The organism is Rhizobium lentis (assembly GCF_014200175.1).
Classification (GTDB): Bacteria; Pseudomonadota; Alphaproteobacteria; order Rhizobiales; family Rhizobiaceae; genus Rhizobium; species Rhizobium mulingense.
Map to the genome: position 1 here is coordinate 428,497 of NZ_JACHBD010000003.1, position 25,678 is coordinate 454,174.

The window sequence follows — 25,678 nt, forward strand, 5'->3', positions numbered from 1 at the left end:
TTGTATATAAACGAATGCTCGTTCATAAACAGACTGAATGCAAGGGGAATTTCATGCCGCGTCGCCGCACGCTGTCCGATGAGCAGCTTCTCGCCATGGTGCTGGCGCTGATCCAAGCTGAAGGGCCGGATGCCGCGACTTTTGCAGCAGTGGCGAAGGCGAGCGGCCTGTCCGGCTCGACGCTGGTGCAGCGTTTTGCGACGAAGGCCGCGATGCTGCGTTCTGCGCTGCTATATGCCTGGGATCGGCTGGATGCGGAGACGGCAAGGCTTGCCGAAAGCGTACCGAAAACTTCTGAAGGCGCCGTCGCCCTCCTCGTCGGCCTGTCGAAGGATTACGGCGACAATGCCGCCGCCTATGGCGAGGGACTGCTGCTGCTGCGCGAAGACTTCCGCGATCCGGTGCTACGCGCCCGGGGCGCGGCCTGGGGAAAGGCACTGACGGCGGCGATCGCAGGCTGTTTTGCATCGGCGCAAGCGCCGGAGACGATCGCCCGGCTGATGCTGGCGCAATGGCAGGGCTCGCTGACCTGGTGGGGCTTCAGCGCAGGCGGGCCGGTGGCCGCCTATGTGGAGACGGAACTGCGGCGTTTTCTCGCCGCAGTGAAAGCCTGAACCCGCTTACGCCTCTTTCTCGTCCTCCGCCTCGCCGACGGTCAGCGGCCAGTCGACGACGTAATCCTCGAGATCCTCGATATCGATCTCAGTTTCGCTGATCGTGCGGCCGCGGGCGGAAATGCCGGCGGCATGTACCGTTTCGGGGTCACCGGAGACGAGCGGATGCCACCAGTAGAGATCGCGGCCCTCGTTGATCAGCCGGTAGCCGCAGGTCGGCGGCAGCCAGGCGATTTCGGGCACGTTCTCCTTGGTCAGCTGCACGCAGTCCGGCACGAAATCCCAGCGGTTCTCATAGCTCGAGCAGCGACAGCTCTGCCTGTCGAGCAGCTTGCAGCTGACCGAGGTGAAATAGATATCGCCGCTGTCCCATTCCTCGATCTTGTTGAGACAACAGAGGCCGCAGCCGTCGCAAAGGCTTTCCCATTCGGCGGCGGTCATTTCGGCCAGCGTCTTGGTCTTCCAGAAGGGCAGATCGTTCATCGTTCGTTTCTTGCAACGGCGGCCGCAAATTCGCGTGACCGCCGCTCTACTCTCTTGTTATCCGCCACAAAATCAATCAATTCTTCAGCATGCTCCTGGTACCAGAGAACTTTCTCCTGGTATCGGAGAGCTTTTCGAGCCCATCGGGCCTCGCGCTTTCGCCGCTTTCCGGCTGCCGGACATGAGGCAGGCGCGATCAGACGGGAATACAGGACGTGCAGGATCCGGACAACCCTGAAAAAGGGCCTGAAAAAGAGACAGAAAAGCAGGCCGCTGACCCCGGCAGGCCGCCGGCGAAGAGCCGTCACATTCTGCTGCGCATCGATTCATGGATCGATTCGACCGTCTGGAACGCCGGCTTCCGCGCCGCCGAGATCTGGGAAGATACCACTATCTTCTTTCGCCGTTTCCGCGTGCGCGGCTGGAAGCGCGTGGTCTTCGAACTGGCTGGCGAAGGGCTGACCCTCGGCACCGTCGGCGCGGTGCTGATGCTGGTGCTTGCCCAGCCGGCCTTCGAAGCGACCAAGGAGGACTGGCGCAACCGAGGCGATTTCGCCGTCACCTTCACCGACCGCTACGGCAACGTCATCGGCCATCGCGGCGTCATCCATCAGAATTCCGTGCCGATCGACGAACTACCGGATTCGCTGATCAAATCGGTGCTCGCCACCGAAGACCGGCGCTTCTTCGACCATTTCGGCATCGACGCCATCGGTCTCTTCCGCGCCATGGTCACCAACGCTCAGGCCGGTGAAGTCGTGCAGGGTGGCTCGACGCTGACCCAGCAGCTCGCCAAGAACCTCTTCCTCTCCAACGAGCGCTCGATCGACCGCAAGGTCACCGAAGCCTTCCTGGCGCTCTGGCTCGAGGCCAACCTTTCCAAGAAGGAAATCCTCTCCACCTATCTCGACCGCGCCTATATGGGCGGCGGCACCTTCGGCGCGGCGGCAGCGGCGCAATTCTATTTCGGGAAGAACATCACCGACGTGAACCTCGCCGAATCCGCCATGCTGGCCGGCCTGTTCAAGGCGCCGGCCAAATATGCGCCGCATGTCAACCTGCCGGCAGCACGCGCTCGCGCCAACGAGGTGCTGACCAATCTCGTGCAGAGCGGGCTGATGACCGAGGGCCAGGTGATCGCCGCCCGGCGCAATCCGGCCACCGTCGTCGACCGCAACGAGGTGGAATCGCCGGATTTCTTCCTCGACTGGGCTTTCGACGAAGTGCAGCGGCTTTCGCCGCGCTTCCACCAGCACTCGCTGATCGTGCGCACGACGATCGACATGGGCATCCAGAAGGCGGCCGAAGATTCGGTCGAGACGTCACTGCGCGAATATGGCGAGGCCTACCACGCCAAGCAGGGCGCCATGGTAATGATCGAGAATGGCGGCGCCGTGCGCGCCATGGTCGGCGGCCGTGATTACGGGGAAAGTCAGTTCAACCGCGCCACCAAGGCGCTGCGCCAGCCGGGCTCCTCCTTCAAGGTCTATACCTATGCCTTGGCGATGGAGAGCGGGATGACGCCGCAGACGACGATCGTCGACGCGCCGATCTACTGGGGCAACTGGAGCCCCCACAATTACGCCAACCGCTATGTCGGCCGCATCACGCTCGAGACCGCGATCGCCCAGTCGATCAACACTGTGCCGGTGCGGCTCGCCAAGGAGAAGCTCGGCATCCAGCCGATCCGGGCGATGGCGAAAAACCTCGGTGTCGAAACGCCGATCCGCGACGATGTCACCATCCCGATTGGCACCTCCGAGGTGACCGTGCTCGACCAGGCGACAGCCTATGCCACCTTCCCGGCCGGCGGCTACCAGTCGCGCCGCCACGGCATCAGCCAGATCCTCGATTACGAAGGCAATGTGCTCTACGACTTCGACCGCGACGAGCCGGCGCCCAAACGCGTGCTGTCGGAACAGGCCGATGCCTATATGAACCAGATGCTGTCGCGCGTTCCCTATGTCGGCACCGCGCGCAAGGCGGCTCTCGACAACGGCGTTTTGACCGCCGGCAAGACCGGCACGACCCAGGCCTATCGCGACGCCTGGTTCGTCGGTTTCACCGGCAACTACACCTGCGCCGTCTGGTTCGGCAATGACGACTACACCTCGACCAACAACATGACCGGCGGCTCGCTGCCGGCGATGACCTTCAAGCGGGCCATGGACTATGCCCATCAGGGCGTGACGCTGCGCGCCATCCCCGGCGTCGAAAACCCCCTGCCCTCCGAAAAGGATGTCGCCAAGACCGCCGCCGCCAAGCCGCAGGACGGATTGCCGCAGCTCATCCGGCCGCGCATGCTGTCGGTACAATCGACAAATATTCTGAAAGACCTCGGCAAAAAGCTGAAGGACGCCGCCCCGCTCACCCCGCAGAAGGTGGCGAGCGCGGAGTAGAACCTGCATGGATATCGCTTTTGTTCGGGTCTGCACCAAAATCGCAGACACTCATGTCCTGCGACCCAGGCAGATCGGCGCCCATGTCGTCGCATGGCTTTCCACCCTGCCAGAATCAGTGGTAACCCTTTCACCCGATATGGTTTCCAAGGTCATGACGTGTTTCGATTCCCCCTTTTCATCCTGATCACGCTCATCGTCGCCTTTGGCGGCGGGATCATGATTTCGCTGTATGCGCTGGATGCGACGCAGGGTTTCGGGGCAATCAAGCTCGGCGCCTGGGAGGCCTTTCCGGCGCTGCAGACGGTTGATGCCGATCCTTATGCCAAATCGCACCGGGCTCGCGCCGGCAAGCTGCTTTACGGCAGTGCGGAGGGGCTGACCTTCACAGCGAGCGTCGATGACGACGGCGCGCGGCTGAATGCCGGTTGCCGCTACCGCATCAGCGGGCAGACCCCGCCCGCCCGGCTGTGGACGCTTTTTACCGCCGACAATGGCGGCAATCCGGCGGCGGTGAAGTCCGGACTTCCCTCAGCGCTGAACTCCTGGACAGTGCTGCGCCAGCCTGACAGCAGCTTCTCGATCGAGATCTCCGCCGTCGCCCAGCCGGGTAATTGGCTGGCCCTGCCGCAGGCCGGCACCTTCCGGCTGGTGCTGACCTTGTTCGATACGCCAACGGCCGGCAGTTCCGGCGTGATCGACCTCGCCATGCCCAAGCTCACAAAGACCGGATGCGGCAATGCTTAGGATCATTTTCGCCATCCTGACCGGCCTTTTCGGCGCGGCGCTTCTGCACCTGGTCATTATCCTTTCGCTGCCGCATTTCACCGGCAGGGACGCGGCGACCCGGGTGGAGGCGGAAGGTGACCTCAACAATTTCTACTTGCTGAACGACCAGTATGACGAGGCGGGGCTTGCCAATGGCGATCCCTTCGTGCGCACCGCCGTCTGCTCCTTCGATGTCGAGGATGGTCCGGTGCATTTCACCGCCAAGGGCAATGTGCCCTTCTGGTCGATCGCCATCTACGACAGCGCCTCCAACGAGGTGTTCAGCATGAATGACAGGACTTCGGTCGGCGGCGCGCTCGATGTGCTGGCGGGCGGTCCGATTCAGCTGACGGACCTGCGCAAGAACCTGCCGCCGGAGTTGGAACAGGCGATCCTGGTGGAAATGGCACGGCCGGATGGTTACGCCGTGCTGCGGACGCTGGCGCCGCAGGCGAGCTTCGATGAGGCGGCGCGGAACTTCCTGACGGAAGCCGGCTGCGAGCAGTTTAGCGCCCGCTGAGGTTGAACGGACGTTACTTCTTGCTGGCGCGCGGCGCAGGTGCCGGGCCATGTCGGGGGCTCTCGGCCAGCCGCTCATAGCGGACACCGGTGAACCAGAGGATCTTGGCTTCGCGGGGTTCCTTGTCCTGAGGACGCGGCGCCCGCGGTCGCCGATCCGCCAATGCGACTACTATTGCCATTCTCGTCTCCATGCACTGCCCGAGACGGATGAACTTGCGATGGATTTCACCCTGCCCGCCAATCTGCGGGCCGGCGCGTCCTGCGGTGTCGGCATCACCGAACCGAGGGCATTCGCGCCTTTCCCGCGGCACCTGACTGAAATACCGTGATGCGGAGTTTCAACGATCCAAACACTCAAATCGCGTCGTTCCTGTCCGAATTGAGACACATGACAGTTAACAGTTTACTAATATTCGGCGGTTGCCAAACACAGTTCCCGTGACTTCCCTTCAACGCGCGAAGCGCCAATTTGGTTTCATCCCGACTGCGCGCGGGTCCGGACACCCGCCGAAGGATAAAATTAGAGATAATTCATAGAGTTGACAATGCTGCGGCGACCCGGGGGCCGGCAGGATTACAAGTGTTGCAAATATGCGGCAGGCCGACATTCGTTGCGTCGCAGCCCGCATCGACCTCAATCCACCCTCAATCGGATCGCGGTTTGCAGTCATCGCCGACCGCGAATCTTCCCGGCTCGACTGGTAGCGAAGGGCAGCAGGCCTCGACGTTGATTCCCCTTTCTTGTCCGACGACCCCGACATCACGGGTTCCAGATGGCTGCAGCGCTCGACGGCATATCAGCAGCGAGGGCCTGAAGACGCCGCCTGCGGCACCCAGCACGATCTGCACCGGACCGATGAAGACGGCCGCGCAAAAGCTGCTTCACGCCGCGCACCACGACAGCAAGCTAACTGTCGCGGCGGTCAAAACAGCGATCGGACACCACCGCATCAGCCTTTCAAGAGCGAGGGGATTCTTGGTGCCGGCTAATGATCAGGCAACACGCTAAACGTGTATATTTCTGTTGCATTTTAATAAAATCTTCAGCATGCATTAACCGTACCGGTGTAGGATTTGTTCATATCCGTGCGGTCCGACAGGCGTCCCGCCAGCGCTATCGGCCCACGGTTTCCCTTGGTTCTGCGTTTTCAGGGTGTGCATGTGCGTGACCGGTTTCGAGACCTCGAGGGCCCGTTGGCCGTCAGGAAAAAGGACGTGGTGTTAATGGCGACTGTCAGCAGTTTCGAGAGCCTGTCTCATCCGACGCGATCCGAACTGCGCCAATTCGCCGAGCTTTTCACACCGCTGTTCCAGGCCTCCTCCGACGAGGCCAAGCGCCAGGCGGTCGCCGCCCTTTCCCAATGCCCGACAATGCCGGCAGCCGTGGCGCTGTTTATCGGCAATCAGCCGATCGAGATCGCCGCACCCTTTCTTGCCGCCTCCAAGGCCATTGCCGACGACACGCTGATCACCATTGCGCGCATGCAGGGCGCAGCCCATGTCAAGGCGATCGTCAGCCGCGACTCACTGTCGCCGAAGGTCATCGACGCGCTGGTGGCGTTGCGCCAAACCCAGCCTCGACCCGCGGTCCCCGCAGTACCGATCACGGAATCGGAGGCCGTGCCGCTGTCGCCGGCCTCGGCGGAGAGCGAGGCCGAAGCGCTGGAGGAACAGCGCATCGCCAATGAAGAGGCGTTGCGCGAGCGCATTCTCGACCTTGCCGGCCATCTCGGCCGCAAGGACGAAGACCGGCTCGGCCTGCGCACGCTGACCGACATTCAGGAGGCGCTGCTGGTGCGCTTTGCCCGCTCGCGCGAGGCAAACCATTTCGCAACCGCGCTCGCCGACGCGCTTTCCGCCAGCCGCTGGCTTGCCGAACGCATCATGCTCGACCTATCGGGCCAGCAGCTCGCCACGACGTTGACGAGCCTCGGTATGGGTTTTCTCGACGCCGTCTTCGTGCTGGAACGGTTCTATCCGCACCTCGCCGAACAGCAGCACAACGCCACGCGCGCCTGGATGGTGCTCGATGCGCTCGATCCGGAAGAATGCCACGAAAGGGTAGAGGCTTGGCGGCGCGCCGACCGCTACACCTACAAGCCGGAGGCGGCCGTGACGACTGCGCTTGCGGAAACGGAAAGCCACCGCTTCGTCCGCCAGGCGCCGGTGCAGCGCGACATGCGCGTGCTCGGACGACGGTCACGCTGAGCCATCCCGCGCGAGGGGGATCATGTCGCCCAGTTCCTCCGCCTCCAGCTCGACGATCCAGAGATCGGGGTCGAAGCGGCGTTCGCGCTCCAGCATTGCCCGCACCGCTTCCGGCTCGCTACGCGCAAGACGGATTTCGAACAGGCGATCGCGGATCTCGTCTTCGCCGAAGGCGGTCTGCGGTGCCGGCGCATAGAGTGTTTCCAGGCCGTCGCGGAAGTGCTGGCGGATGAAGATCGCACCGGCCTCCTCGGCCCCCTTCTTCTCGACGGCGGCGAAATCGCCGCTGGCGAAGACGCGGCGCAGCAGGGATGAAACGAAGATGTCGGCGCGTAATCTCATCGGCGCGGTATAGACCGGCGCGTCGGCATCGGCAATCCCCAGGCAAATGATGACGATGCGTCAGACCTTGACCGCCAGCCGCAATCCGCCCCAATGGCGGCCCCCCACGGTGATCGGCGCGGAAATATCCTTCATCATTGCGAAATTGCCGCCGCCCATGTCGCGCCGATAGGTCTGAACAAGGAAAGGCGCGGTGCTGCGACCAGCGGCAAGGCCGACACGATCGGCGAAGATGCGGCGATTGCGGCAATTGGCGGTGTTCCAGACGGCGTCGCCCGGCCGCTGCGGCTGCGAGAATTTCCGGTTATGGGTCGGCAGGTAGCCGTTTTCGTCAACTGCGGCGCAGAAGGCGACGCGCTCGTCAAGGGCAACGACGGGCTCCTGAATCGGCGGCAGCAGGCGGTCGGTGAGTTCGGTGAAGGCGGCCATCATCTGCGCCGGATCGGTGCCCGGTATCGGCCGATAGCGTCGGTCGAAGAGCGCGTCGAGACCGATCTGCCCCTCGGCGACGGCCCGTTCGAATGCGCCTGATATCTGCCTTGCCACCGACTGCGCCTCCTCGATCCAGCGGCTGTCAGCGGTCTTCACCCCGGCGCTCGCCGTCAGCTGGACCAGGATTTCGGAGAGACCGACGACGCTGTCGACCCGTTTTGCCGCCTGCTGCAGCCTGATATTCGAACCGGCGACCTCGCCCGACACCTCGCTGAGCTTCTCGACGAAAGCGGCGCATTGCTGGTCGACGGCCTCAGTCGTGTTGGCCATGACGGTCGAACTGTCGAGGATGCGGGTGATGACATGCTCCATGCTTTCGAAGGCGCCGCGCATCGCCTCCGACTTGTCGCGCACACCAGCGGCACTCTCACGCGCATCGCCGCCAACCGCCGACAGCCGGTCGATCTTCACCCGCAATTCGTCCAGCGTGTCCTGGATCGAGCCGGTCGCCTTCGACGTCTGCAGCGAAAGCGCCCGGACCTCGGCGGCGACGACGGCAAAACCCTTGCCCGCATCGCCGGCGCGCGCTGCCTCGATCGCGGCGTTCAGCGCCAGGAGGTTGGTCTGGCGGGCAATGGTGCTGATCTCGTCGGCGATCTTGTCGACATCGGCCAGCGACTTCGAAAAGCCGGTGATTTCGGCACCGATGACGTTGGAGGACTGAACCATGTGGCCGATCTCGGCAACGGAGCCGGACAGGCGGTCGGCCGATTCCTTCAGCATCTGGCGCGCTTCGGCCGCAGTGCGGTCGGTCTCGCGCAGCGACAAGGCGACCGAACGGTTGGTTTCGGCAATCGAAAGCGCGGTGCTGGTGACATGATCGAAGGCGGAGGCATGGCGGGCCGACATCGCCGCCATGTCCTGAATGGCGCCGGCGATATCGACGAGATCGATGCCGAGCGTCGAGGCCTCCTCGGCAAGGCGCTGCAGGATGTGGTGCAACGCCGTGCGATCCGGGCCTTCCGCTTCGACTACCGGTTCTGCGGCCAGATCGTCTATTGCCTTCAGTGCATGCATGACCGACGCTCCCCCCTCAATCGGCAAAGCTTCGATCAACATGGTTAATAAGTTGCAAACGGCAACAACCTCTTAGACTTAGGTTGTAGCCGTCTCGAGCAAAGCTTGCTGCCGCAGGCGGCGCGCCATGCTTCAGATCGCGCCGATTTCCTTGAGTTTCTTCAGCACCGCCTCGTTCGGCTCGCCGTTCTCAGGCAAGTTGTAGTGCTTCTGGAAGTGACGGATGGCGGCGCGGGTCTGCTCACCGGCAACACCGTCGACGCCAACATTGGCATAGGCCATGTTGGAAAGACCCTTCTGGATCTTCAGCACCAGGTCGACAGCGGTGAGTTCGCTTGAAGGAAGCTGCTTTGCGGCTGGTGGCGCCGTCTTGACCGTCTTTTCGGCGCTGCGGATGGCGGCGGCCACCGGGTCTTCCGCCGCCGCCTTCGAGCTCACGTCCTCACGCGGTTTTTCCACCGGCACGGTCGAAGGGCCGGCAGCGTCGGTTTTTAGTGCCGCCAGCACTTCCGGTGTCGCTTCCCCGGTCTGCGCCATGCCGACGGTCTCCTGGAAGAAGAGGATGGCGGCGCTGGTGCGGGGGCCGATGATGCCGTCAGGGACACCGTTATAGAGACCGCGGCGCACCAGTTGCTGCTGGATACCCATGACCAGTTCGCTCGGCTGCTGAGTTGGTGCGGCCGGCGCCGGCGTCGCGCTGGTGGTGGCGGCATCCTCAGGCCGTTCGATCCGGAAGGTGGTAACGTCGCCCTGCTGCTCTTCGGCAGGGCGACGGGCGCCGAGCACACTTGGAGACTGCGGATCGCGGGTGCGGAAAATCGGATGCGGATGCAGGCCGGGCTGATACCAGAGCGCATTGGCCGCGACGAATGAGAAGATGACGAAGAAGGCGATGGTGCCGCCGGCAACCGACGGATTGCGGCCGATGACGCCGCCGAGCACCGATGCGCCCTGCAGGCCGAGACCACCCAGCGCAGATGCTCCCTGCAGGCCGAGGCTGCCGAGAGCGGCTGCACCCGACACGACAAGGCCCGGCTGCTGCCGTCGGTTTTTTCCCTTAGGCGATTTTCGCTTGCGCGCGGCCATCGAAAAGCCCCTCTTCCAATTCTACCCCTGTTTTGACCGCGTCCTTCAGCCGCGGCGGAAACTCGACGGTCGCGCCATGGCCGGCATCTTCGGCCCGCCTGGCGCCCGAACCGTCCACCGCGATCTCGATGGTGATGATCGTACCCTCGCCCGGCTGGCTGGCGATAGCAAAATTTCCGCCATGCAGCGCCACCAGCCCCTTGACCAGCGAAAGGCCGAGGCCAGTGCCTTCGAAGCGGCGAGTGTAATCGTTCTGGATCTGGACGAAGGGCTGGCCGAGCATTGCCAGCTTGTCGGCCGCAATGCCGATGCCGGTATCGCTGACAGTCAATTTCAGGATGCCGTCGCGGGCCGCCGCGTCGACGGAGACGACGCCGCCGGCCTCGGTGAACTTTACCGCATTGCCGACGAGATTGATGAGAATCTGCTGGATGGCGCGCTGATCGGCGACGATCTCGCCGAGGCCGCGCTGAATCCGGCTCGTCAGGGTGACGCCCTTGCTCTTGGCCTGCAAGGCCAGCATCGATTCGCAGGATCTGACGGAGGCCGATATATCGAAGGCTTCGAGGATCAGCTCGTAGCGGCCGGCTTCGATCTTGCTCATGTCGAGCATGGTGTTGACGACGGAAAGCAGATGCGCGCCGGATTCTCTGACGAGGCCGACATATTCCCGCTGGCGGTCGTTTTCGAACTTGCCGAAATATTCGCCGATCAGAATGTCGGAAAAACCGAGAATGGCGTTGAGCGGCGTGCGCAACTCATGGCTGACGGCGGCGAGGAACCGCGATTTGGCATCGTTTGCCGATTCGGCGTCGGCCGCGCGGCTCTGCGCCTCGGCCCGCAGCTGCTGCTCGACCGAGACATCGCGCAGCTGAGCGATGACGGAGGCAAGCTCGCCATCGGCATCGTGCCGGGCGGTCATATCCATTCTGAGGTGAGCGAACTGGCGCTGATCGCGCGAAACGGACGGCCGGTCGAGACGCAGATCGACGCTTGCGGCATCCTCGCCGCGGCGCAGGCCATCGAGCGCCTGCAGGAACAGGATCCGATCGGAGACATGCACCTGCTCAAGAAAGCCCCTGCCCTTAGGATCGCGCATCCAGGCGAGGAAATCGCGCCGGTCGCGGCCGCCGATGGTGGCGACGCTGCCGTGCGGATCGAGGAACAGGACGAGGCCGGGCGTGACGGTCAGGAAGAAATCCTCGGCCGTCTGCGTGGCGATGCCGGCGGATGAGCCCTGGCGGGCGAGCGCAATGCTGCCGACGGCGGAAAAGAGGAAGGCGGCGCAGACCATGGCGACGCCGGCCGGCAAGGCGACGGCGGGGCTGGTGACTGCCGAAAGAGCGATGGGCGCGGCAACGAGAGCGGCCGAGGAGAGCAGCACGAGGCGCCGCAGAATCGCAAGCTCGCGCTGGCGCACGGCTTCGCCGCCGCCGGTCCGGGAAAGCCAGCTTGTCGCCGCCCGGTCTACGAGCGCCGTCACCCAGCCGCCAATGTCACTCAATACTCGCACGCAATACCCGCCCGAAAAGGCTGTCTGTCGATGCGGACAATAGGCCCCCGCGACTTAAGGAAAGGATAAGGCAAAAGCGCTGTTCACAGCCAGAAAGCGCAGAAAATCCCGTTTTGAAGCATCCGAGAGCCCCTTTGCTTTTTGTGGTTAATAGCCGGTAAGCAACGGAATTCCTTCATATTTCAGCTCAACGTTAACTCCTGTGGCAAGGCGAGCGGCCAAAAGCCCTGCAATTGCAAGCAGGTGCTGCCCTGATACTTAACGGTAATCGCTCGCATTCGACTTAAATGCAGCTCAAATCCGCTTCGCTAAAATTTGAATTAAATTTGCCGCAAATGCGCGCGAGTTTCGAAAAGCGGCATTCGCAACTTATCGATAGGGTGAAAGCCACACCGGACAACCGGCCTGATTCGGCGAAAAGAACCGGACGGGAAACAGGATGGGCAACGACAATGTGGTTTCTGATCAAAGGATCCTTCTGGTTTGGCCTTGTGCTCGTGCTTCTTTCCGTCTTCAGCACGGAGGGTTCCGACAAGCTCGCCAGCGCCCCGCAATTGCAGCTTTCCGACGCCTTTGCGGCGGCGAGCGGCGCCTATGACTATCTGACCGGCATGTGCTCGGAAAAGCCCGAGGTCTGCGCCAAGGGCGCCGAGACCCTGACGGCGCTCGGCTACCGGGCCCGCGAGGGCGCTCACGTCGCTTATGAACTGCTCGACAGCCAGTTCAGCGACGAGCCGGCAACAACCGCAAGGCTTGCCGAAACGGCAAAGCGGCCAGCACCCGCCCTGCCCTCCCTCGCCGCCCCTTCCGTCCAGGAGAAGGTGCGCGAGGCAAAGGCTGCACTCAACCAGCCGATGCCCTACCGTCCGCCGGTCGACGATGAAACGGCACCCGAGACGGTGGTAACCGGCGCGATCCCGCTGCCGACGCCGAAACCGGCGAGCTGACGACAGTGCGCGGGCGCCCGCCCGCAGCGCATTCCGACTTCTCCATTCTGTTGACGCAATTCCGGACAGAAAACAGCTTCGCCGCCGGAATTGCCTGAGCTTGCATCGGTGGTCCGTATGACGCGGAAATGGCCCATGCCTGACGTGCCTGCCCTGTTTAATTCAGCATCTTGCTGCGCCGTGAGGATGCCCATCCCTCACGGCGTTTCTTTTCAGAACGTATCACGCACAGAATGCAGCGGGGTCCGGCGCGACATGCGCAAACAGAAAAAAACAGAAGCACGGGCAAATACGAGAGGCCGCGACGCGCTTTAACGGTTCAAATCTGTCGGTCTTTCACCTATATGCATTACTAGAGCATGTCCGGAGGCAAAATTGCCGTGCAGCTTTGCCGGCATGCCAATGGTGAAAGGCTTTCCATGGCATCCCTCGACCAGATCATCGACGACTTTGCCTTCCTGGACGATTGGGAAGACCGCTACCGCTATGTCATCGAACTCGGCAAGGCGTTGCCCGAGCTGGCCGAGGAAAAGCGCACCTCCGAAAACAAGGTGATGGGCTGCGCCAGCCAGGTGTGGCTGGTGACGCACACGTCGGGCGATCCGGACAATCCGATCATGAGCTTCGAGGGCGATTCCGATGCCCATATCGTGCGCGGTCTCGTCGCCATCGTGCTTGCCACCTATTCCGGCAAGCCGGCATCGGAGATCGCCGCGCTCGATGCCTTCGAAATCTTCTCGAAGATCGGACTGGTGGAGAACCTGTCGTCGCAGCGCTCGAACGGGCTGCGCTCGATGGTGAGGAGAATCCGGGAAGAGGCGAACGTCCGCGCCGCGGCGTGAACGCGATTCGATTCGCCCCAACGCGGCGTGGCAGCGCCGTGTAATTTAGTATATTAACACTTACTTATAGTATAGGAATACATTCTATGCTTCACCCCGAAGCATAAGATGCGGCTCCTCGTTATATCCGGCCTTCACCTGCTTCATTTCCGATCGGCGCGAAATAGTCTGGAAGATCATTTTCCTCGCCTGGAGGAGGATGATTTCAGACCTCCCCGGACTAAAGTCTGATTCCCGCTGTCAATTATGAGTCGGAACAGAATGCCTCCCGAAAACGGCTCGCGTTTTTCGGAATCTCAGTCGCGTTACAGACAGAAAAGCCGGGCGCAAGACCCGGCTTTTGTCGTTGATTGCTTTCGAGAAAGCTCAGCCGCGGCCGCGCTTGCGGCGCTGACCCAGGCCCATTTCCTTTGCCAGGCGCGAACGCGCTTCGGCATAGGCGGGCGCCACCATCGGGTAGTCGGTCGGCAGGTCCCACTTCTCGCGGTATTCTTCCGGCGAGAGAGAGTGATGCGTCATCAGGTGACGCTTGAGGGACTTGAAGTTGCCGCCGCATTCCAAACACGTAATCTGCTCGTCCTGTACGGACTTGCGGACAGAGACTGCAGGCTTCTGCTTTTCGACGACGGCCGCAGCGGGCTGCGGTACGGACGTGTTGCTCAGTGCCGAATGCACGTCGGAAATCAGATTCGCCAGGTCGCTGACCGGGACAACATGGTTGCTGACATAAGCCGCCACGATGTCGGCCGTCAGCTCCACAAGCAGCTCCGGCCCATTGCCGGTCGCCATATCCGTCATATTTCTTCTCCTGTTAGCATGCTCAAACGATCTTTGACTGTCACGCCAAAGACCCGCCTCGTAGAAGCGAACAGCAAAAGCACAGGAAGCAATCTTCTGTTTCGAAAAACGTGAAATCCACCCCTAGATTCCGAAGTTCGAGACCTGTTCTTATACTGCCTGATTGAAAACCACTACGTCCGGCCCCAGGCGATGGCCTCAGTTTAGACATTGAAAAATCAACACTGAGGGACTTGGAAGCAGTACGATTGTAATTCACAATCAGAATTCTACTTACATTTTCAAATACCATCGTTTGGCCGAAAGGCCAATTATTATTTGTCGTTTTTCTTGAGAAAAAATGGCCGACGAAGAATTATAGGACTTTAGGCCAAGCTTTACTCACAGCTTCCTGTGCATAAGTCAGACATAAAACAGGTTAAGATGGCAATCGCAACCCCTCAGCGTTCACGCATATCATCGCATACCGAGATGGCGCCGAGATCGTGTCCCGAATGATGGGCCGCCCTGGCCAGCAGATGGGCGGAAACCGGCGCCGTCAGCAGGAAGAAGACGAAACCGGCAAGGGCGCGGGCGATAACCGCCGGGTCCTGCGAATAAAGGCCGGCGGCAAAGAGCAGCAGGCCGGAGCCGACGGTGCCGGCCTTCGAGGCCGAGTGCATGCGCGTGTAGAGATCGGGCAGCCGGACCAGGCCGATGGCCGCCGCAAGGGCAAAGAGCGCGCCGGCAATCAGCAGCAGCGCGGTGACGACTGCGACGAGATAAGCCATCATCGTCCCTTCCTCCTTGCCCGGCGCGACTTTGCGCCGCCCTTGGCTGCGGATGCCGGCGACGGCGATTGGATGTTGCCGCGCGACAGCACGAACCGGGCGAAGGCAACGGTTGCCAAAAAGCCGACGAGGCCGAGCGAGATGGCGATATCGATATAGAGGGAAAACCCTGTTTTGACCGCGATCACCGCGATGAAACCGATGGCGATGCCGGTCAGCATGTCGAGGGCGAGGATGCGATCCGGCAATGTCGGACCGGCAACGACGCGCCAGACGGTCAAAAGCAGCGCCAGGCCGAGGATGACGAGGGCAGCCGCGGATGCGACGGCGACGATGGCGGCAGGCGTGATCACCGGCAGGCCTCCATGATCTTGCGTTCGAAACCAGTGGCAATGCCGCGTTTTGTCGCCTCCGGATCGGAGCAATCGAGCGCGTGGACATAGAGCGTGCGGCGATCCGACGAGACATCGACGGAAAGCGTGCCCGGTGTCAGCGTGATGAGATTTGCGAGCAGGGTGATCTCGAAATCGCTCGTCACCGTCAGAGGAAAGGCGAAGATACCTGGCTTCAGTTTCATATCCGGCGAGAGAACGGTGAGCGTGACCTTCCAGGCCGATAGCGACAGTTCCTTGACGAAGAGGGCCATGAGCGACAGCACCAGGCGGGTGCGACGCAGATACCCCCTGCCGCCGAAAGGTTCGCGGATGACGGCCAGCGCCAGGGCGGCAAGCAGGAAGCCGAAGACGAAATTATGCAGCGAGGCGCTGCCGGTGACAGTGACCCAGGCGATGGCGAGCAGCAGGTTGAAGACGAAAGCGATCACCGCTGAGCTCCTTGCGGAAAGACCGAATGGAGATAGGCCTGGGGATCGGCAAGGCCGGCGGCGGCCGCTTGCGACAGCGCCAGCAGCCGTTCCGGCAGGATGCCGAAGCCGATGGTGAGCGCCGTTAGCGCGGCGAGCGGCAGGCCGGTGCGCCAGGAGGGTTTCGACGGCGCGAGCACCATCGGCGCAGGGCGCCAATAGGCAAGGAGGAAGAGGCGGCCGAAGGCGATCATCGTCAGGAAGCCGCCGGCGAGGATTGCCGCCGCCAGCCACCAGGTACCGCTATCGAGCGCGGCCTTGACGAGCATAACCTTCGGCCAGAAGCCGGAAAAGGGCGGTAGGCCACAGGCGGCAAGGAAGAGCACGAGCGACAGCCAGGTGAAGCCGCCGCTTTGCCGGTAGAGCCCGCCGAGATCCGACAGGCAAAAGCCGCCGCCGCGCCGGCCGATCTCGCCGGCGGCAAGATAAAGCGCCGTCATCAGCACCATGGAATGGAGCGCGTAAAAGATTGCGCCGCCGATGCCGCCGGGATTGCCGAGCGCGATGCCGGCAAGCATGTTGCCGATGCCAGATATGACGACATGGCCGATCAGCCTGCGGATGTCGTTTTCGGCCAGAGCGCCGAGCGCGCCGACGAGGATGGTCGCGGCCGCCGCGAGCGCGATCACAAGGCTGAGTTCGGCGCGTTCGGCCGGCAGCAGCATGACCATCACCCTGACCAGCGCGTAGATGCCGACCTTGGTCAGCAGGCCGGCAAACAGCGCCGAGACGGTGATGCGCGGCGTATGATAGGCGGCAGGCAGCCAGAAATTGACCGGGAAGGCAGCCGCCTTCATCGCGAAAGCAAGCAGGAAGAGGCTAGCCAGCGACATCAGCGGCGCCGTGCCGCCGATGTCCCTCGCCTTCCCGGCGATATCGGCCATATTGAGCGTGCCGAAGACGGCATAGAGAATGCCGACGCCGGCCAGGAAAAGGGTCGTGGCGATCAGATTGAGCACCGCATATTTCAGTGCGCCATCGATCTGCTGCCGTTCCGAGCCGAGGATAATCAGCCCGAAGGACGAGATCAGCAGCACCTCGAACCACACATAGAGATTGAAGACGTCGCCGGTGAGAAAGGCGCCGGTGACACCGGCCATCAGCAGCATGAGGAGCGGAAAGAAACCGTATCGGCGGCCGCTCTCGCCGATGTCGGCCAGCGCAAAGATCCCGCCGGCGAGCCCCGCAAGGGCTGCGGCGAAGGCCATCAACGCACCGAAGAGATCGACGGTGAAAGCGATGCCGAAGGGCGGCAGCCAGCGCCCCATGACCATGGTCAGCGGCCCTCCAGCCGTAACCTTGGCAAGCAGCGCCGCATCCATCAGCGCCAGGCCCGCAAGGCCCGAGATGGCCAGGCAGGCCTGCAGCCGGGGATAGGCGCGCACCATCAGCAGCACAGCACCGAGCGTGATGCAATGGGCGACCGGCAGGATGGCGAGCCAATGACCGATGGGTACCGGGGCGGTGACCAGGGCGGCGGCGAGATCGATGGTGGTTGGGGCGGCCATGCGATCAGTTTTCCTTTCCGGTCGGCGAGGCTTGCTCCCTCTTCTCCCCAGCGGGGAGAAGGTGGCCCGAAGGGTCGGATGAGGGGGGCCGCACGGTATAGGCTATCCTTCGTTGTGCCGAAAATACTGCCCTTCGCTTGCGGTTCGGACGCTCGTCACTATTGCTCCTCACCCCCCTCATCCGCCCTGACGGGCACCCTCTCCCCGCTGGGGAGAAGAGGGAAGCAGCCGACAGCGCTTCGACCAAGCTCCGCACCTCCATCCTCAATACCCCAATGGCGGCAGCGGCCGGTCGTCGGGCTCGGCGGCGCGCATCTCGCTGGTGTCGTCGGTGCCGAGATCCTGATAGGCGCGGTAGGTCAGCACCAGCAGGAAGGCGAGAAAAGAGAAAGAAATGACGATCGCCGTCAGGATGAGCGCCTGCGGCAGCGGGTTGGCGGTGCCGGCGGGCAAGGCGTCGAGACCCGCCGGGATGATCGGCGGCACCTCACGTGTCAGCCGGCCTGATGTAAAGAGCAGCAGGTTGACCGCATTGCCGAGGATGGCGATGCCGAGCATGATGCTGATCGAGAATCTCGACAGCATCAGATAGATGGCAGCGGCAAAGAACAGGCCGACGAGGATCGCAAGAAGCGGCTCCATCACTCCATCTCCTTTTCTTCCAATGCCACTTCCTTTTCTTCCAACGTTACGGCGATCGAGGTGATGGCGCCGAGCACGACGAGATAGACGCCGACATCGAAGAGCATGACGCTCGACAGCGGCACCTCGAGGCCGAGAAGGTTCGGATAGATCCAAAGGCCGGTCATGAAGGGAACGCCGAAGAGGATGGAGAGAAGACCGGCCGCGGTCGACAGTAAGAGGCCGCAGCCGGCAACCGACAGCGGATGGAAGAACAGGGCGCGGCGAACGGCGGCGACGCCGCGGGCAATGCCGTAGATCGCCAGCCCCGAGGCGGCGATCAACCCGCCGATGAAGCCGCCGCCCGGCTCGTTATGGCCGCGCAGCAGCACGAAGACGGAAAAAAGCAGCATCAGCGCGGTGAGGAACGGGGCGACGGTGCGGAAGATCAGGGTGTTCACGCGATCACTCCCCTGCTCCGACCGCATCCGGATCATTGGCGGCAAGCTTGCGCTCGCTGCCGGCGCGGATGCGGATCAGCGCCAGGATGGCAAGGCCGGTCACAGCGACGACGGCGATTTCGCCGAGCGTGTCGGTGCCGCGGAAATCGACGATGATGACGTTGACGACATTGGCGCCGTGGGCGATCGATTTGGAATAGGCGTTGAAGAATTGTGTCAGCGCGTCGTTGAACGGTCCCTGTGTTGCCCGCAGCAGCAAAAGCGAAAAACCGAGACCGCAGGCAAGCGCCAGCGCACCGTGCAGGAGCCTGCGGCCGGGCGAGCGCCGATCGTCGGGAGAGAGCCGAAGCCTGGTCATGACGAGGGCGAGGATGACCACCGAAAGCGTTTCGACCATGAACTGAGTGAAGGACAGGTCCGGCGCACCGAACAGCAGAAAGATGACGGCGACGGCAAAGCCCTGGATGCCGAGCGAGACGATCGCCGTCAGCCGGTCGCGGGCGACGAGCACGGCGGCAAGGCCGAACGCGGCGATCAGAAACACCGCCCATTCATACAGCCTGACATCTGTCGGCCAGGCGGGAAGGTGCGGCAGTTCGCCATAGAGGATCGGGGGAATGATGAGGATGGCGGCGAGGCAGAGGAAGGTGCAGGCGACATAGATCTCCAGTCGCCCCGGCTGGACAAAGCGGATGAGGCGGCCGGCGAAACGGACAAGGCCCACCATGGCGAGGTCGAAACCATGGTCCGGCCCGCCCCCGGCCGCGCGCAGAAAAACCGCTATCCAGAAACGTGCCCGATCGAGCTGCCAGTAGACGCCGATGCCGAGCAGCACGGTCAGCAGCGAAAGGGCCAAGGGCAGGCCGATATGCGGCGCCAACGAAATGGAAATCTCAACCGGGGTCCCGCGGATCGCGGCTGCGATCGGCGAGGACAGAGCGGCATGGGTGAAGCTCGCGAAAATCGCCGACAGCAGGCCGAGGATGGCGAGAACGGCTGGGCCGAGCCAGAGCAGGACGGGCGCCTCGTGCACGGCTTTCGGCATCTGCTCCGGACGGCCGAGGAAGGGTTTCAGCGCCACGGCAAAGGCGACGGCGAGCATCAGCGCGTTGCCGAAGACGGCGATCGCCGTGAAGGTGATGGCGCGGATGTCGCCGCCGGCGAGCGCCGTATAGATCTCCTCCTTGGCAAGAAAGCCAAAGAAGGGCGGCAGGCCGGCCATGGAAAAGGCCGCGGCAAGGGCGATGATCCATGTCAGCGGCATCGCCCGCCTGAGGCCGCCGAGCCGGGTGATGTCACGCGTGCCGGTTTCGTGATCGATGATGCCGGCGACCATGAAGAGCGCCCCCTTGAACAGGGAATGCGCTACCAGATAGAGCGTCGCCGCCTCCACCGCATGGTCGGAACCGAAGCCGATCAGCATGACGAGCAGGCCGAGCGAGGAGACGGTGGTATAGGCGAGCTTGAGCTTCAGGTCGGTCTGGCGGATAGCGAGCGCGGTGCCGACCACCAGCGTCAGCCCGCCGAAGAAAGGCAGAAGGATTTCCCAAGCGGACGTTGCGCCCATGACCGGATTGAGCCGCATCAGCAGATAGACGCCGGCTTTCACCATGGTGGCCGAGTGCAGGTAGGCCGAAACCGGCGTCGGCGCCTCCATGGCGTTTGGCAGCCAGAAATGAAAGGGAAACTGCGCCGACTTGGTGAAGGCGCCGCCGAGCACCAGAATGAGGGCCGCGAGATAGAACGGGCTTTCGCGCAGCATATCGCCCAATCCGATCAGCTGCGACATCTGCGTGACGCCCGACATGTTCCAGAGTATGAGCAGGCCGGCAAGCAGGCAGAGCCCTCCTCCGCCGGTGACGACAAGCGCCTGCAAGGCAGCGCGACGGGCCGCCTCGCGCTCGTGATCGAAGCCGATCAGCAGGAAGGAGGTAATCGACGTCAGCTCCCAGAAGATGAAGAACATCAGGAAGCTGTCGGCCACCACGATGCCGAGCATCGCGCCCATGAACAGAAAGATGAAAGAGAAGAAGCGGCCCTGATCCTTATGTCCCCGGAGATAGGCGCCGGCATAGAGCACGATCAGCGTGCCGATTCCGGTGATCAGCAGCGCGAAAGCCAGCGACAGCCCGTCGAGGAACCAGGAAAAGGAGAGCTGGTAGCTCGGCACCCAGGCATAACCGCCGGTTACGATCTGACCGCGCGCGATCTGCGGAAGCAGGCGCAGAAAATGCAGGAAGGCAAACAGCGGAGCAGCCGCCAGCAGCCAGGCGCCATTTGCGCCGAGGATGCGGATGACGAAGGGAGCGGCAAGAGCGCCGGCGAGCGGCAGACACAGGGCCAGAAATGTCAGAGCCGTGACATCGGCCATGTCTCCTCCTCTACCAGCCAGACGGAAAGCCGATCTCAAATCGGCTCGTCTTCTGACTTAGGCGAAACGGCAGGGCGTCTCAAGCGATTTCGGTCGCAGCAAAGGCGCGCTGTAATTTTCCAAGCCCTCAGGCCATCGATCGGGAAAGACGCGTCAGCAGCCGGACGGCGCAGCCGTGCAGGACGAAGGCCAGAAGCGTCAGCGGCCACAGCAGGCAAGCGATCAGCCCGGCGAGACGATGGAACGTCAGGCCGTCATGATTGGCCCAGCCTTCCAGCATCGTGATCGCGATGGCGACCGCGGCCACGAGACCGTAGAGCAGGACGATTGCCGCTTCAAACACGAATGTTTCCTCAATGCACGTAACATTAACCCTAACAGAAAACCCTTAATAGATATAAAAGAAACGTCTTCCCTGAATTGCTGCATGTCGCGATTCTAGTGGCGCGGCGCCGGAGGCTTGATGAAGCAAGGCCGGCGCCCCACATTTTCTCACAAACGGAACGCCCCTCGCCGAAAGGAGCACGTCATGTCCGAAACTGCAACCACCGCCAAGATCAATAAAACCGATGCCGAATGGAAAGAGCAGCTGACGCCGGAGCAATACCGCATCACCCGCCAGCACGGCACGGAACGCGCCTTCACCGGCCCCTACTGGGATTCCTTCGAAATCGGGCTTTACCGCTGCGTCGGCTGCAACGCGCCGCTCTTCCGCTCCGACACGAAATTTGATGCCGGCTGCGGCTGGCCGAGCTATTTCGAAGCCGTGTCGCCCGATGCGGTGACCGAGCATCGCGACACGACCTACGGCATGGTGCGCACCGAAATCCGCTGCGGCACCTGCGACGCCCATCTCGGCCACGTCTTCCCCGACGGCCCGCCACCGACCGGCCTGCGCTATTGCATCAACGGCCACGCCATGGTGTTCGAGCCGGGGAAATAGGCGCTCGCTTCCGGAAATCGGCGAGCATGCGATCCCGCAGGCAGGAGAGGCAGATGGCGCCCGACATCATCCTTCATGCCGACCGGCTGATCCTGCGGGAAATCACGCCTGCCGATCTGCCCTATCTCCACCGCATTTTCGGCGATGCCGAATGCATGCGTTATTACCCTGGGGGATAAAAAGCTACGACAAACCGCGCGCTGGTTTCAGCGTCTCGCCTTCGACAGCTATAGCAGCCACGGTTTCGGCCTCTGGGCGGTGACCGACCGGCAGAACGGCACATTGCTCGGCGATTGCGGCATCACGCTGCAGGAAACGTCCCGAGGGCTGGAGCCCGAGCTCGGGCTATCATCTACGGCGCGATTATTGGGGCAAGGGCTATGCAGCCGAGGCGGCGAGCGCCTGCCGCGACCACGCGCTCAATACGCTGGACCTGGAACGCATCGTCTCGATCGTCAGGCCGGATCACATCCGCTCGCAGCGGGTCGCTGAGCGAGTGCATCAGCGGCGGGAAACATTCTTCAAAGCTGCTGGCCCCGATGACGGCAAGGTGGAATTCCACCTCCATATTACGGAGAAGGCGTAGGGCGTAGCAGACAAGGCCGATCTGCGCCTGTTCGAACGGGGGGACAAGGAGACACCGATCCCTAGAATTGGCTCGCCCGGCAAGAAAGGAAAGTGCGTCATCAGTTGAGCATCGTTCAACTCGACCGCGACGTTTGCAGCCGATGTCATTGCACGACCTTGCGCAAGGATCAACGCGATGTCGCTTCAGATCCAGTTGGGTTGCACGACCTCGGTGCGCGCTTCTGGTTGGAAAATCCGCCAATTTTCCCTTCATTCCTATTGAATTGAAAGCCTGCAAAGACCAATTAATCTACCGCCAGCCGAGCACCGCCTAAGAGGCCGCCGCCTCATCGCTGATCGCAGCTTGGAGGCCGCTTGGCACAGATTGCTCGTTCAACATCGCGGTAGGGAAGGAGCGAATGATGAAACCCGATGTGTTCAAACAGCCTGTCACAATTTTTGTCGGCCTTGGATTTCCAGCAGAAGTCCGAACAGTCATGGAAGCGTATCGGCATCTTGCCGAATGGCCGGCGACATTCAGAGATGCGGCCCATTCGATTGCCCTCAAGGCCTGTACCGCCGCACTCCGCGGCGAAATCGAGGCGGAAACCGCCCGTGGTCTGTTCGTCGCGTTTGCTGAGAAACACGATTTGCTGGCGCCGGAAAGCGCAGCCTCGATGACGTCGCTTTCGCAGCGGAACAAGGAACCGCACGTCCGTTGAAACCTTCAGGGCATGAGCTCCCGGCTGGCCGATTGGCCCGCGGTGTAGAAACACTACACCCAGCGGGACGGCAGCGCGTTAACATCACGAGCGGGCGTGTTACTCCTGAATGTCGCCCCGGCCGGGCAAAAAAGAACGGGCTCGGACACCCGAGCCTGTTCACACTGGACAAATGCGCTGAAGCAGGTGCTGCCTTCGGCGAGGACAGCGACCACAATGCCGCCAATCGCATGCGCCCACATGGCTGCCGTCACGGCCGAGAAGCCGAGAATGATGACCAATGCAACTTGCGGAGCGCGCAGGCCCCGCGACCCGTCCGACTCCGTTTCGGGCGGTCCGCCTCTTTTTATTTGACCACACCAGGCCTTCCACGATTGGCGACCCACTATGGCGTGGGCAAACCTTAAAACCCGACGCGAGGATTATTTCCTGCACATCAGGCCGGTGAGCCTAAGAGACCCCGACGCGCGAGTGACGCTCCGCGTGTCGGGGAATAGCAAGGGGGGTGTTTTCTAGGGCAACCAACATCGGATCGCCTTGTGATAGATCTATGACAACACACGTTATTTTGCAATTCATATTATTTTTGAAGTATAGTTTCCTCTCTGCGCCAAGGCTCAGGCGGCTGCTTTCGAAAGTGTGCGGTTTAAGACAAAAGCTCTGACGCGAATAATAAAAGTAAAACTGTCTCTTGTTCTTTGGTATTGAAGACAAGGCCGCTCAACGCTCTGTTGCCATCACCCCATGCATCCAATTCTCCTGTGCGTTGAGCGGCCGCTTGATCTGTCGTGCGTAATAAAAGCGTACGTACCCGCAGTGCTGCAATGGTTTATACTTATCTCTGAGGCTAGACCTGCGTTAGCTCAAACACCTCCGAGCTCATTTTTACCTCACTGAAAACGGTGGTGATCAACAAGGATGGGCAAGTCGAAGGTCCACGACGGAAACACAATACCAAAACAGATCCGTTTGTCATTCAAGCGAGCTGATCAGCAGGTTCGGCCGGAACCAGAAGCGACTTCAAGTCGGTCTCGCTGAAAGTCTCTTTTTCGAGAAGAAGCCGCGCCGCCCGCTCCAGTGTCTTCTTTCGCGCTTCAAGCAATCCGACCGTTCTATCGAAAGCCTCATCGACAATTCTGCGGATCTCTTCGTCAATCGTTGCTGCGGTCTCGTCGGAATATTCGTGTTCCTGTGGGCCGTAGAAAGGCTGGTCGGTGGAGAGTAAGGAGCGTCGGTCCTTCTCCAACGCCACATTGCCAAGCTTTTCGGTCATGCCATAGCGAGTGACCATCGCGCGAGCGATGTCGGTCACCTTGACCAGATCGTCCGCGGCGCCGGTTGAAAGATGACCATAGATGATCCACTCCGCCGCGCGGCCGCCAAGCAGGACCGCCATCTTATTCTCGAGCTCCTCGCGGGTCATGAGAAAACGATCCTCGGTGGGGCGTTGGATCGTGTAGCCGAGCGCGCCGATTCCGCGCGGAATGATGGAAACCTTGTGGACTTGATCGACGCCTGGCAGCGCCATGGCAACGAGCGCATGTCCCATCTCGTGATGAGCGACGATTTCGCGCTCTTTCGGATTGAGCAGCCGGTTTCGCTTTTCGAGGCCGGCTATGATGCGCTCAACCGCGTTGTTGAAATCTTCCATGGCAACCGCATCTGCCTTGCGCCGGGTGGCCAATAGCGTCGCCTCGTTGACAAGATTGGCGAGATCGGCGCCCGTGAAGCCCGGTGTCAGCGCGGCGATCTTCTCTACTTCGACTTCCGGTTCCAGCTTCGTCTTCGTCAGATGCACCTTGAGGATCTGGATACGGCCCGCCTTGTCGGGGCGGTCCACCAATACCTGGCGATCGAAACGCCCCGCCCGAAGGAGGGCGGGATCGAGGATTTCCGGCCGATTGGTCGCCGCGAGCAGCACGAGACCGGTAGAAGAATCGAAGCCATCGAGCTCCACCAGAAGCTGGTTCAGCGTCTGCTCCTTCTCATCATGTCCGCCCGCCATCGGGCCAATCCCGCGAGCACGCCCGAGGGCATCAAGTTCATCGATGAAGATGATGGCCGGCGCCTTGGCACGCGCCTGTTCGAAAAGATCGCGGACGCGAGCGGCACCGACGCCCACGAACATTTCGACGAATTCAGAGCCGGAGATCGAAAAGAAAGGTACGCCAGCCTCACCGGCGACCGCTTTCGCCAGCAGGGTCTTGCCGGTGCCGGGTGGGCCGACCAGCAAAACACCCTTCGGCATGCGACCGCCAAGCCTGCCATAGCCTGCCGGGTCCTTGAGGAAATCGACGATTTCCTTGAGTTCTTCCTTTGCCTCATCGACGCCGGCTACGTCATTGAAGGTCACGCCGGTGTCGGATTGGACGTAGATCCTCGCTTTGCTCTTGCCAATCTGCATAAGGCCGCCGCCGATCCCGCCGCCCATGCGCCTCAGCATGAACATCCAGACGCTGGCGAAGAGAGCCACCGGGATGAGCCAGGACAGGAGATCACGCAAAAAGGTGCTTTCGATCTGGCCGGCTACGACCACGCCGTGTTGTTGAAGCTGCTGAGCGAGATCCGGCTCCACACGGGTCGTCACGAAATATGCGTTGTCGTTCTGCGGCTGCTTGTAACGCCCCTGGATAAATCTGTCAGAGACGGCAACTTCGGCGATTTTGCCGTCACGGAGGTCCGCTTCGAACTGGCTGTAGGGAATGCGCGCCACCTGCGTCGCCGTTGCGAAGAAATACTGGATCGCCATCAGGATGAAGAAGGCGGCGATCCAATACCAGATGTTGAATTGCGTTTTCTTGTTCATCTCCATGCCGCCGCTC

The 25,678-nt window shown here is 61.9% G+C and carries 26 protein-coding genes and 1 pseudogene; 10 read left to right on the forward strand and 17 right to left on the reverse strand.

Going from position 1 to position 25,678, the window contains the following annotated elements; translation table 11 throughout:
- Positions 1–53 precede the first annotated feature (53 nt).
- Complete coding sequence (locus GGI60_RS10235; protein ID WP_183915331.1) at positions 54–614, forward strand: TetR family transcriptional regulator; 561 nt, start codon at positions 54–56, stop codon at positions 612–614.
- Between the two features lie 6 nt (positions 615–620).
- Here GGI60_RS10235 and GGI60_RS10240 read toward each other — a convergent pair whose 3' ends face one another.
- Positions 621–1,097, reverse strand: coding sequence for a YcgN family cysteine cluster protein (locus GGI60_RS10240; RefSeq protein WP_183915333.1), 477 nt, complete (start codon positions 1,095–1,097; stop codon positions 621–623).
- Positions 1,098–1,312: 215 nt separating this feature from the next.
- Here GGI60_RS10240 and GGI60_RS10245 point away from each other — a divergent pair, with 215 nt between their 5' ends.
- The 3 genes from GGI60_RS10245 (at position 1,313) to GGI60_RS10255 (ending at position 4,784) form a co-directional block, all read left to right on the forward strand.
- A complete protein-coding gene (locus tag GGI60_RS10245; RefSeq protein WP_183915335.1) occupies positions 1,313–3,496 on the forward strand; it encodes a transglycosylase domain-containing protein in 2,184 nt (727 codons plus the stop codon).
- A 159-nt stretch (positions 3,497–3,655) separates the two neighbouring features.
- Complete coding sequence (locus GGI60_RS10250) at positions 3,656–4,243, forward strand: DUF1214 domain-containing protein (RefSeq protein ID WP_183915337.1); 588 nt, start codon at positions 3,656–3,658, stop codon at positions 4,241–4,243.
- Positions 4,236–4,784: a DUF1254 domain-containing protein gene (locus tag GGI60_RS10255; protein WP_183915339.1), complete on the forward strand. Its 549-nt coding sequence runs from the start codon at positions 4,236–4,238 to the stop codon at positions 4,782–4,784. The genes GGI60_RS10250 and GGI60_RS10255 overlap by 8 nt, the downstream gene beginning before the upstream one ends.
- A 13-nt stretch (positions 4,785–4,797) precedes the next feature.
- Here GGI60_RS10255 and GGI60_RS10260 read toward each other — a convergent pair whose 3' ends face one another.
- A complete protein-coding gene (locus GGI60_RS10260; RefSeq protein ID WP_170964763.1) occupies positions 4,798–4,965 on the reverse strand; it encodes a hypothetical protein in 168 nt (55 codons plus the stop codon).
- A gap of 982 nt (positions 4,966–5,947) precedes the next feature.
- Between GGI60_RS10260 and GGI60_RS10265 the strand changes: the two genes are divergently transcribed.
- Positions 5,948–6,994 (forward strand): DUF2336 domain-containing protein, encoded by a 1,047-nt coding sequence (locus GGI60_RS10265; protein WP_183915341.1) that lies wholly within the window; start codon positions 5,948–5,950, stop codon positions 6,992–6,994.
- Here GGI60_RS10265 and GGI60_RS10270 read toward each other — a convergent pair.
- The 4 genes from GGI60_RS10270 to GGI60_RS10285 all read right to left on the reverse strand — a co-directional run bounded on the left by GGI60_RS10270 (position 6,986) and on the right by GGI60_RS10285 (position 11,444).
- A complete protein-coding gene (locus GGI60_RS10270) occupies positions 6,986–7,336 on the reverse strand; it encodes a DUF1491 family protein (RefSeq protein ID WP_010033104.1) in 351 nt (116 codons plus the stop codon). The two genes, GGI60_RS10265 and GGI60_RS10270, sit on opposite strands and share 9 nt — an antisense overlap.
- Before the next feature lie 60 nt (positions 7,337–7,396).
- Positions 7,397–8,845, reverse strand: coding sequence for a methyl-accepting chemotaxis protein (locus GGI60_RS10275; protein ID WP_183915343.1), 1,449 nt, complete (start codon positions 8,843–8,845; stop codon positions 7,397–7,399).
- A 132-nt stretch (positions 8,846–8,977) separates the two neighbouring features.
- Complete coding sequence (locus GGI60_RS10280; protein ID WP_183915345.1) at positions 8,978–9,931, reverse strand: peptidoglycan-binding protein; 954 nt, start codon at positions 9,929–9,931, stop codon at positions 8,978–8,980.
- Entirely contained in the window at positions 9,903–11,444 is a 1,542-nt protein-coding gene (locus GGI60_RS10285) for a sensor histidine kinase (RefSeq protein ID WP_183915347.1), read from the reverse strand. The genes GGI60_RS10280 and GGI60_RS10285 overlap by 29 nt, the downstream gene beginning before the upstream one ends.
- A gap of 452 nt (positions 11,445–11,896) precedes the next feature.
- On the opposite strand from GGI60_RS10285, the gene GGI60_RS10290 reads away from it, so the two are divergent.
- Both GGI60_RS10290 and GGI60_RS10295 read left to right on the forward strand, forming a co-directional pair.
- The gene (locus tag GGI60_RS10290) at positions 11,897–12,391 is read left to right on the forward strand and encodes a DUF5330 domain-containing protein (RefSeq protein WP_183915349.1); all 495 of its coding nucleotides are present in this window, start codon (positions 11,897–11,899) and stop codon (positions 12,389–12,391) included.
- Positions 12,392–12,810: 419 nt separating this feature from the next.
- Positions 12,811–13,233: a SufE family protein gene (locus GGI60_RS10295; protein WP_064682317.1), complete on the forward strand. Its 423-nt coding sequence runs from the start codon at positions 12,811–12,813 to the stop codon at positions 13,231–13,233.
- 366 nt (positions 13,234–13,599) lie between these two features.
- On the opposite strand, the gene GGI60_RS10300 is transcribed toward GGI60_RS10295, so the two are convergent.
- From GGI60_RS10300 to GGI60_RS10340, 9 genes are all read right to left on the reverse strand, one after another.
- Positions 13,600–14,031 carry a MucR family transcriptional regulator gene (locus GGI60_RS10300; RefSeq protein WP_010060045.1) on the reverse strand — a complete coding sequence of 144 codons (432 nt, stop codon included), beginning with the start codon at positions 14,029–14,031 and terminating at the stop codon, positions 13,600–13,602.
- 440 nt (positions 14,032–14,471) lie between these two features.
- A complete protein-coding gene (gene mnhG, locus GGI60_RS10305; RefSeq protein WP_183915351.1) occupies positions 14,472–14,804 on the reverse strand; it encodes a monovalent cation/H(+) antiporter subunit G in 333 nt (110 codons plus the stop codon).
- Positions 14,801–15,154, reverse strand: a complete 354-nt coding sequence (locus GGI60_RS10310; RefSeq protein ID WP_183915353.1) for a cation:proton antiporter — start codon at positions 15,152–15,154, stop codon at positions 14,801–14,803. Before GGI60_RS10310 ends, mnhG begins: the two co-directional genes overlap by 4 nt.
- A complete protein-coding gene (locus tag GGI60_RS10315; protein WP_183915355.1) occupies positions 15,151–15,624 on the reverse strand; it encodes a Na+/H+ antiporter subunit E in 474 nt (157 codons plus the stop codon). Before GGI60_RS10315 ends, GGI60_RS10310 begins: the two co-directional genes overlap by 4 nt.
- Positions 15,621–17,171: a Na+/H+ antiporter subunit D gene (locus tag GGI60_RS10320; protein WP_183915356.1), complete on the reverse strand. Its 1,551-nt coding sequence runs from the start codon at positions 17,169–17,171 to the stop codon at positions 15,621–15,623. Before GGI60_RS10320 ends, GGI60_RS10315 begins: the two co-directional genes overlap by 4 nt.
- A gap of 264 nt (positions 17,172–17,435) precedes the next feature.
- The gene (locus GGI60_RS10325; protein ID WP_183915358.1) at positions 17,436–17,813 is read right to left on the reverse strand and encodes a Na+/H+ antiporter subunit C; all 378 of its coding nucleotides are present in this window, start codon (positions 17,811–17,813) and stop codon (positions 17,436–17,438) included.
- Positions 17,813–18,253: a Na+/H+ antiporter subunit B gene (locus GGI60_RS10330; protein WP_183915360.1), complete on the reverse strand. Its 441-nt coding sequence runs from the start codon at positions 18,251–18,253 to the stop codon at positions 17,813–17,815. Before GGI60_RS10330 ends, GGI60_RS10325 begins: the two co-directional genes overlap by 1 nt.
- Before the next feature lie 4 nt (positions 18,254–18,257).
- Positions 18,258–20,624 (reverse strand): putative monovalent cation/H+ antiporter subunit A, encoded by a 2,367-nt coding sequence (locus GGI60_RS10335; protein WP_183915362.1) that lies wholly within the window; start codon positions 20,622–20,624, stop codon positions 18,258–18,260.
- 127 nt (positions 20,625–20,751) lie between these two features.
- Complete coding sequence (locus GGI60_RS10340) at positions 20,752–20,967, reverse strand: hypothetical protein (protein ID WP_183915364.1); 216 nt, start codon at positions 20,965–20,967, stop codon at positions 20,752–20,754.
- A 186-nt stretch (positions 20,968–21,153) separates the two neighbouring features.
- On the opposite strand from GGI60_RS10340, the gene msrB reads away from it, so the two are divergent.
- From msrB to GGI60_RS10355, 3 genes and pseudogenes are all read left to right on the forward strand, one after another.
- On the forward strand, positions 21,154–21,567 hold the full coding sequence (gene msrB / locus GGI60_RS10345) for a peptide-methionine (R)-S-oxide reductase MsrB (protein ID WP_183915366.1): 414 nt from the start codon (positions 21,154–21,156) through the stop codon (positions 21,565–21,567).
- Between the two features lie 53 nt (positions 21,568–21,620).
- Positions 21,621–22,153: pseudogene (locus tag GGI60_RS10350) on the forward strand (GNAT family N-acetyltransferase).
- Positions 22,154–22,556: 403 nt separating this feature from the next.
- The gene (locus tag GGI60_RS10355) at positions 22,557–22,856 is read left to right on the forward strand and encodes a DUF982 domain-containing protein (RefSeq protein ID WP_183915486.1); all 300 of its coding nucleotides are present in this window, start codon (positions 22,557–22,559) and stop codon (positions 22,854–22,856) included.
- A gap of 53 nt (positions 22,857–22,909) precedes the next feature.
- Here GGI60_RS10355 and GGI60_RS10360 read toward each other — a convergent pair whose 3' ends face one another.
- Entirely contained in the window at positions 22,910–23,137 is a 228-nt protein-coding gene (locus GGI60_RS10360) for an SPW repeat protein (RefSeq protein ID WP_246720353.1), read from the reverse strand.
- A 695-nt stretch (positions 23,138–23,832) separates the two neighbouring features.
- Positions 23,833–25,668: an ATP-dependent zinc metalloprotease FtsH gene (ftsH, locus tag GGI60_RS10365; RefSeq protein WP_183915368.1), complete on the reverse strand. Its 1,836-nt coding sequence runs from the start codon at positions 25,666–25,668 to the stop codon at positions 23,833–23,835.
- Between the last annotated feature and the right edge of the window lie 10 nt (positions 25,669–25,678).

Excerpts from the sequence above, each read along its gene's own strand:
- GGI60_RS10235 (WP_183915331.1), top strand. The coding sequence starts at position 54 with ATGCCGCGTCGCCGCACGCTGTCCGATGAGCAGCTTCTCGCCATGGTG.
- GGI60_RS10240 (WP_183915333.1), bottom strand. The coding sequence starts at position 1,097 with ATGAACGATCTGCCCTTCTGGAAGACCAAGACGCTGGCCGAAATGACC.
- GGI60_RS10255 (WP_183915339.1), top strand. The coding sequence starts at position 4,236 with ATGCTTAGGATCATTTTCGCCATCCTGACCGGCCTTTTCGGCGCGGCG.
- GGI60_RS10260 (WP_170964763.1), bottom strand. The coding sequence starts at position 4,965 with ATGGCAATAGTAGTCGCATTGGCGGATCGGCGACCGCGGGCGCCGCGT.
- GGI60_RS10270 (WP_010033104.1), bottom strand. The coding sequence starts at position 7,336 with ATGAGATTACGCGCCGACATCTTCGTTTCATCCCTGCTGCGCCGCGTC.
- GGI60_RS10275 (WP_183915343.1), bottom strand. The coding sequence starts at position 8,845 with ATGCATGCACTGAAGGCAATAGACGATCTGGCCGCAGAACCGGTAGTC.
- GGI60_RS10280 (WP_183915345.1), bottom strand. The coding sequence starts at position 9,931 with ATGGCCGCGCGCAAGCGAAAATCGCCTAAGGGAAAAAACCGACGGCAG.
- GGI60_RS10290 (WP_183915349.1), top strand. The coding sequence starts at position 11,897 with ATGTGGTTTCTGATCAAAGGATCCTTCTGGTTTGGCCTTGTGCTCGTG.
- GGI60_RS10295 (WP_064682317.1), top strand. The coding sequence starts at position 12,811 with ATGGCATCCCTCGACCAGATCATCGACGACTTTGCCTTCCTGGACGAT.
- GGI60_RS10300 (WP_010060045.1), bottom strand. The coding sequence starts at position 14,031 with ATGACGGATATGGCGACCGGCAATGGGCCGGAGCTGCTTGTGGAGCTG.
- mnhG (WP_183915351.1), bottom strand. The coding sequence starts at position 14,804 with ATGATGGCTTATCTCGTCGCAGTCGTCACCGCGCTGCTGCTGATTGCC.
- GGI60_RS10320 (WP_183915356.1), bottom strand. The coding sequence starts at position 17,171 with ATGGCCGCCCCAACCACCATCGATCTCGCCGCCGCCCTGGTCACCGCC.
- GGI60_RS10325 (WP_183915358.1), bottom strand. The coding sequence starts at position 17,813 with ATGGAGCCGCTTCTTGCGATCCTCGTCGGCCTGTTCTTTGCCGCTGCC.
- GGI60_RS10335 (WP_183915362.1), bottom strand. The coding sequence starts at position 20,624 with ATGGCCGATGTCACGGCTCTGACATTTCTGGCCCTGTGTCTGCCGCTC.
- msrB (WP_183915366.1), top strand. The coding sequence starts at position 21,154 with ATGTCCGAAACTGCAACCACCGCCAAGATCAATAAAACCGATGCCGAA.
- GGI60_RS10355 (WP_183915486.1), top strand. The coding sequence starts at position 22,557 with ATGAAACCCGATGTGTTCAAACAGCCTGTCACAATTTTTGTCGGCCTT.
- ftsH (WP_183915368.1), bottom strand. The coding sequence starts at position 25,668 with ATGGAGATGAACAAGAAAACGCAATTCAACATCTGGTATTGGATCGCC.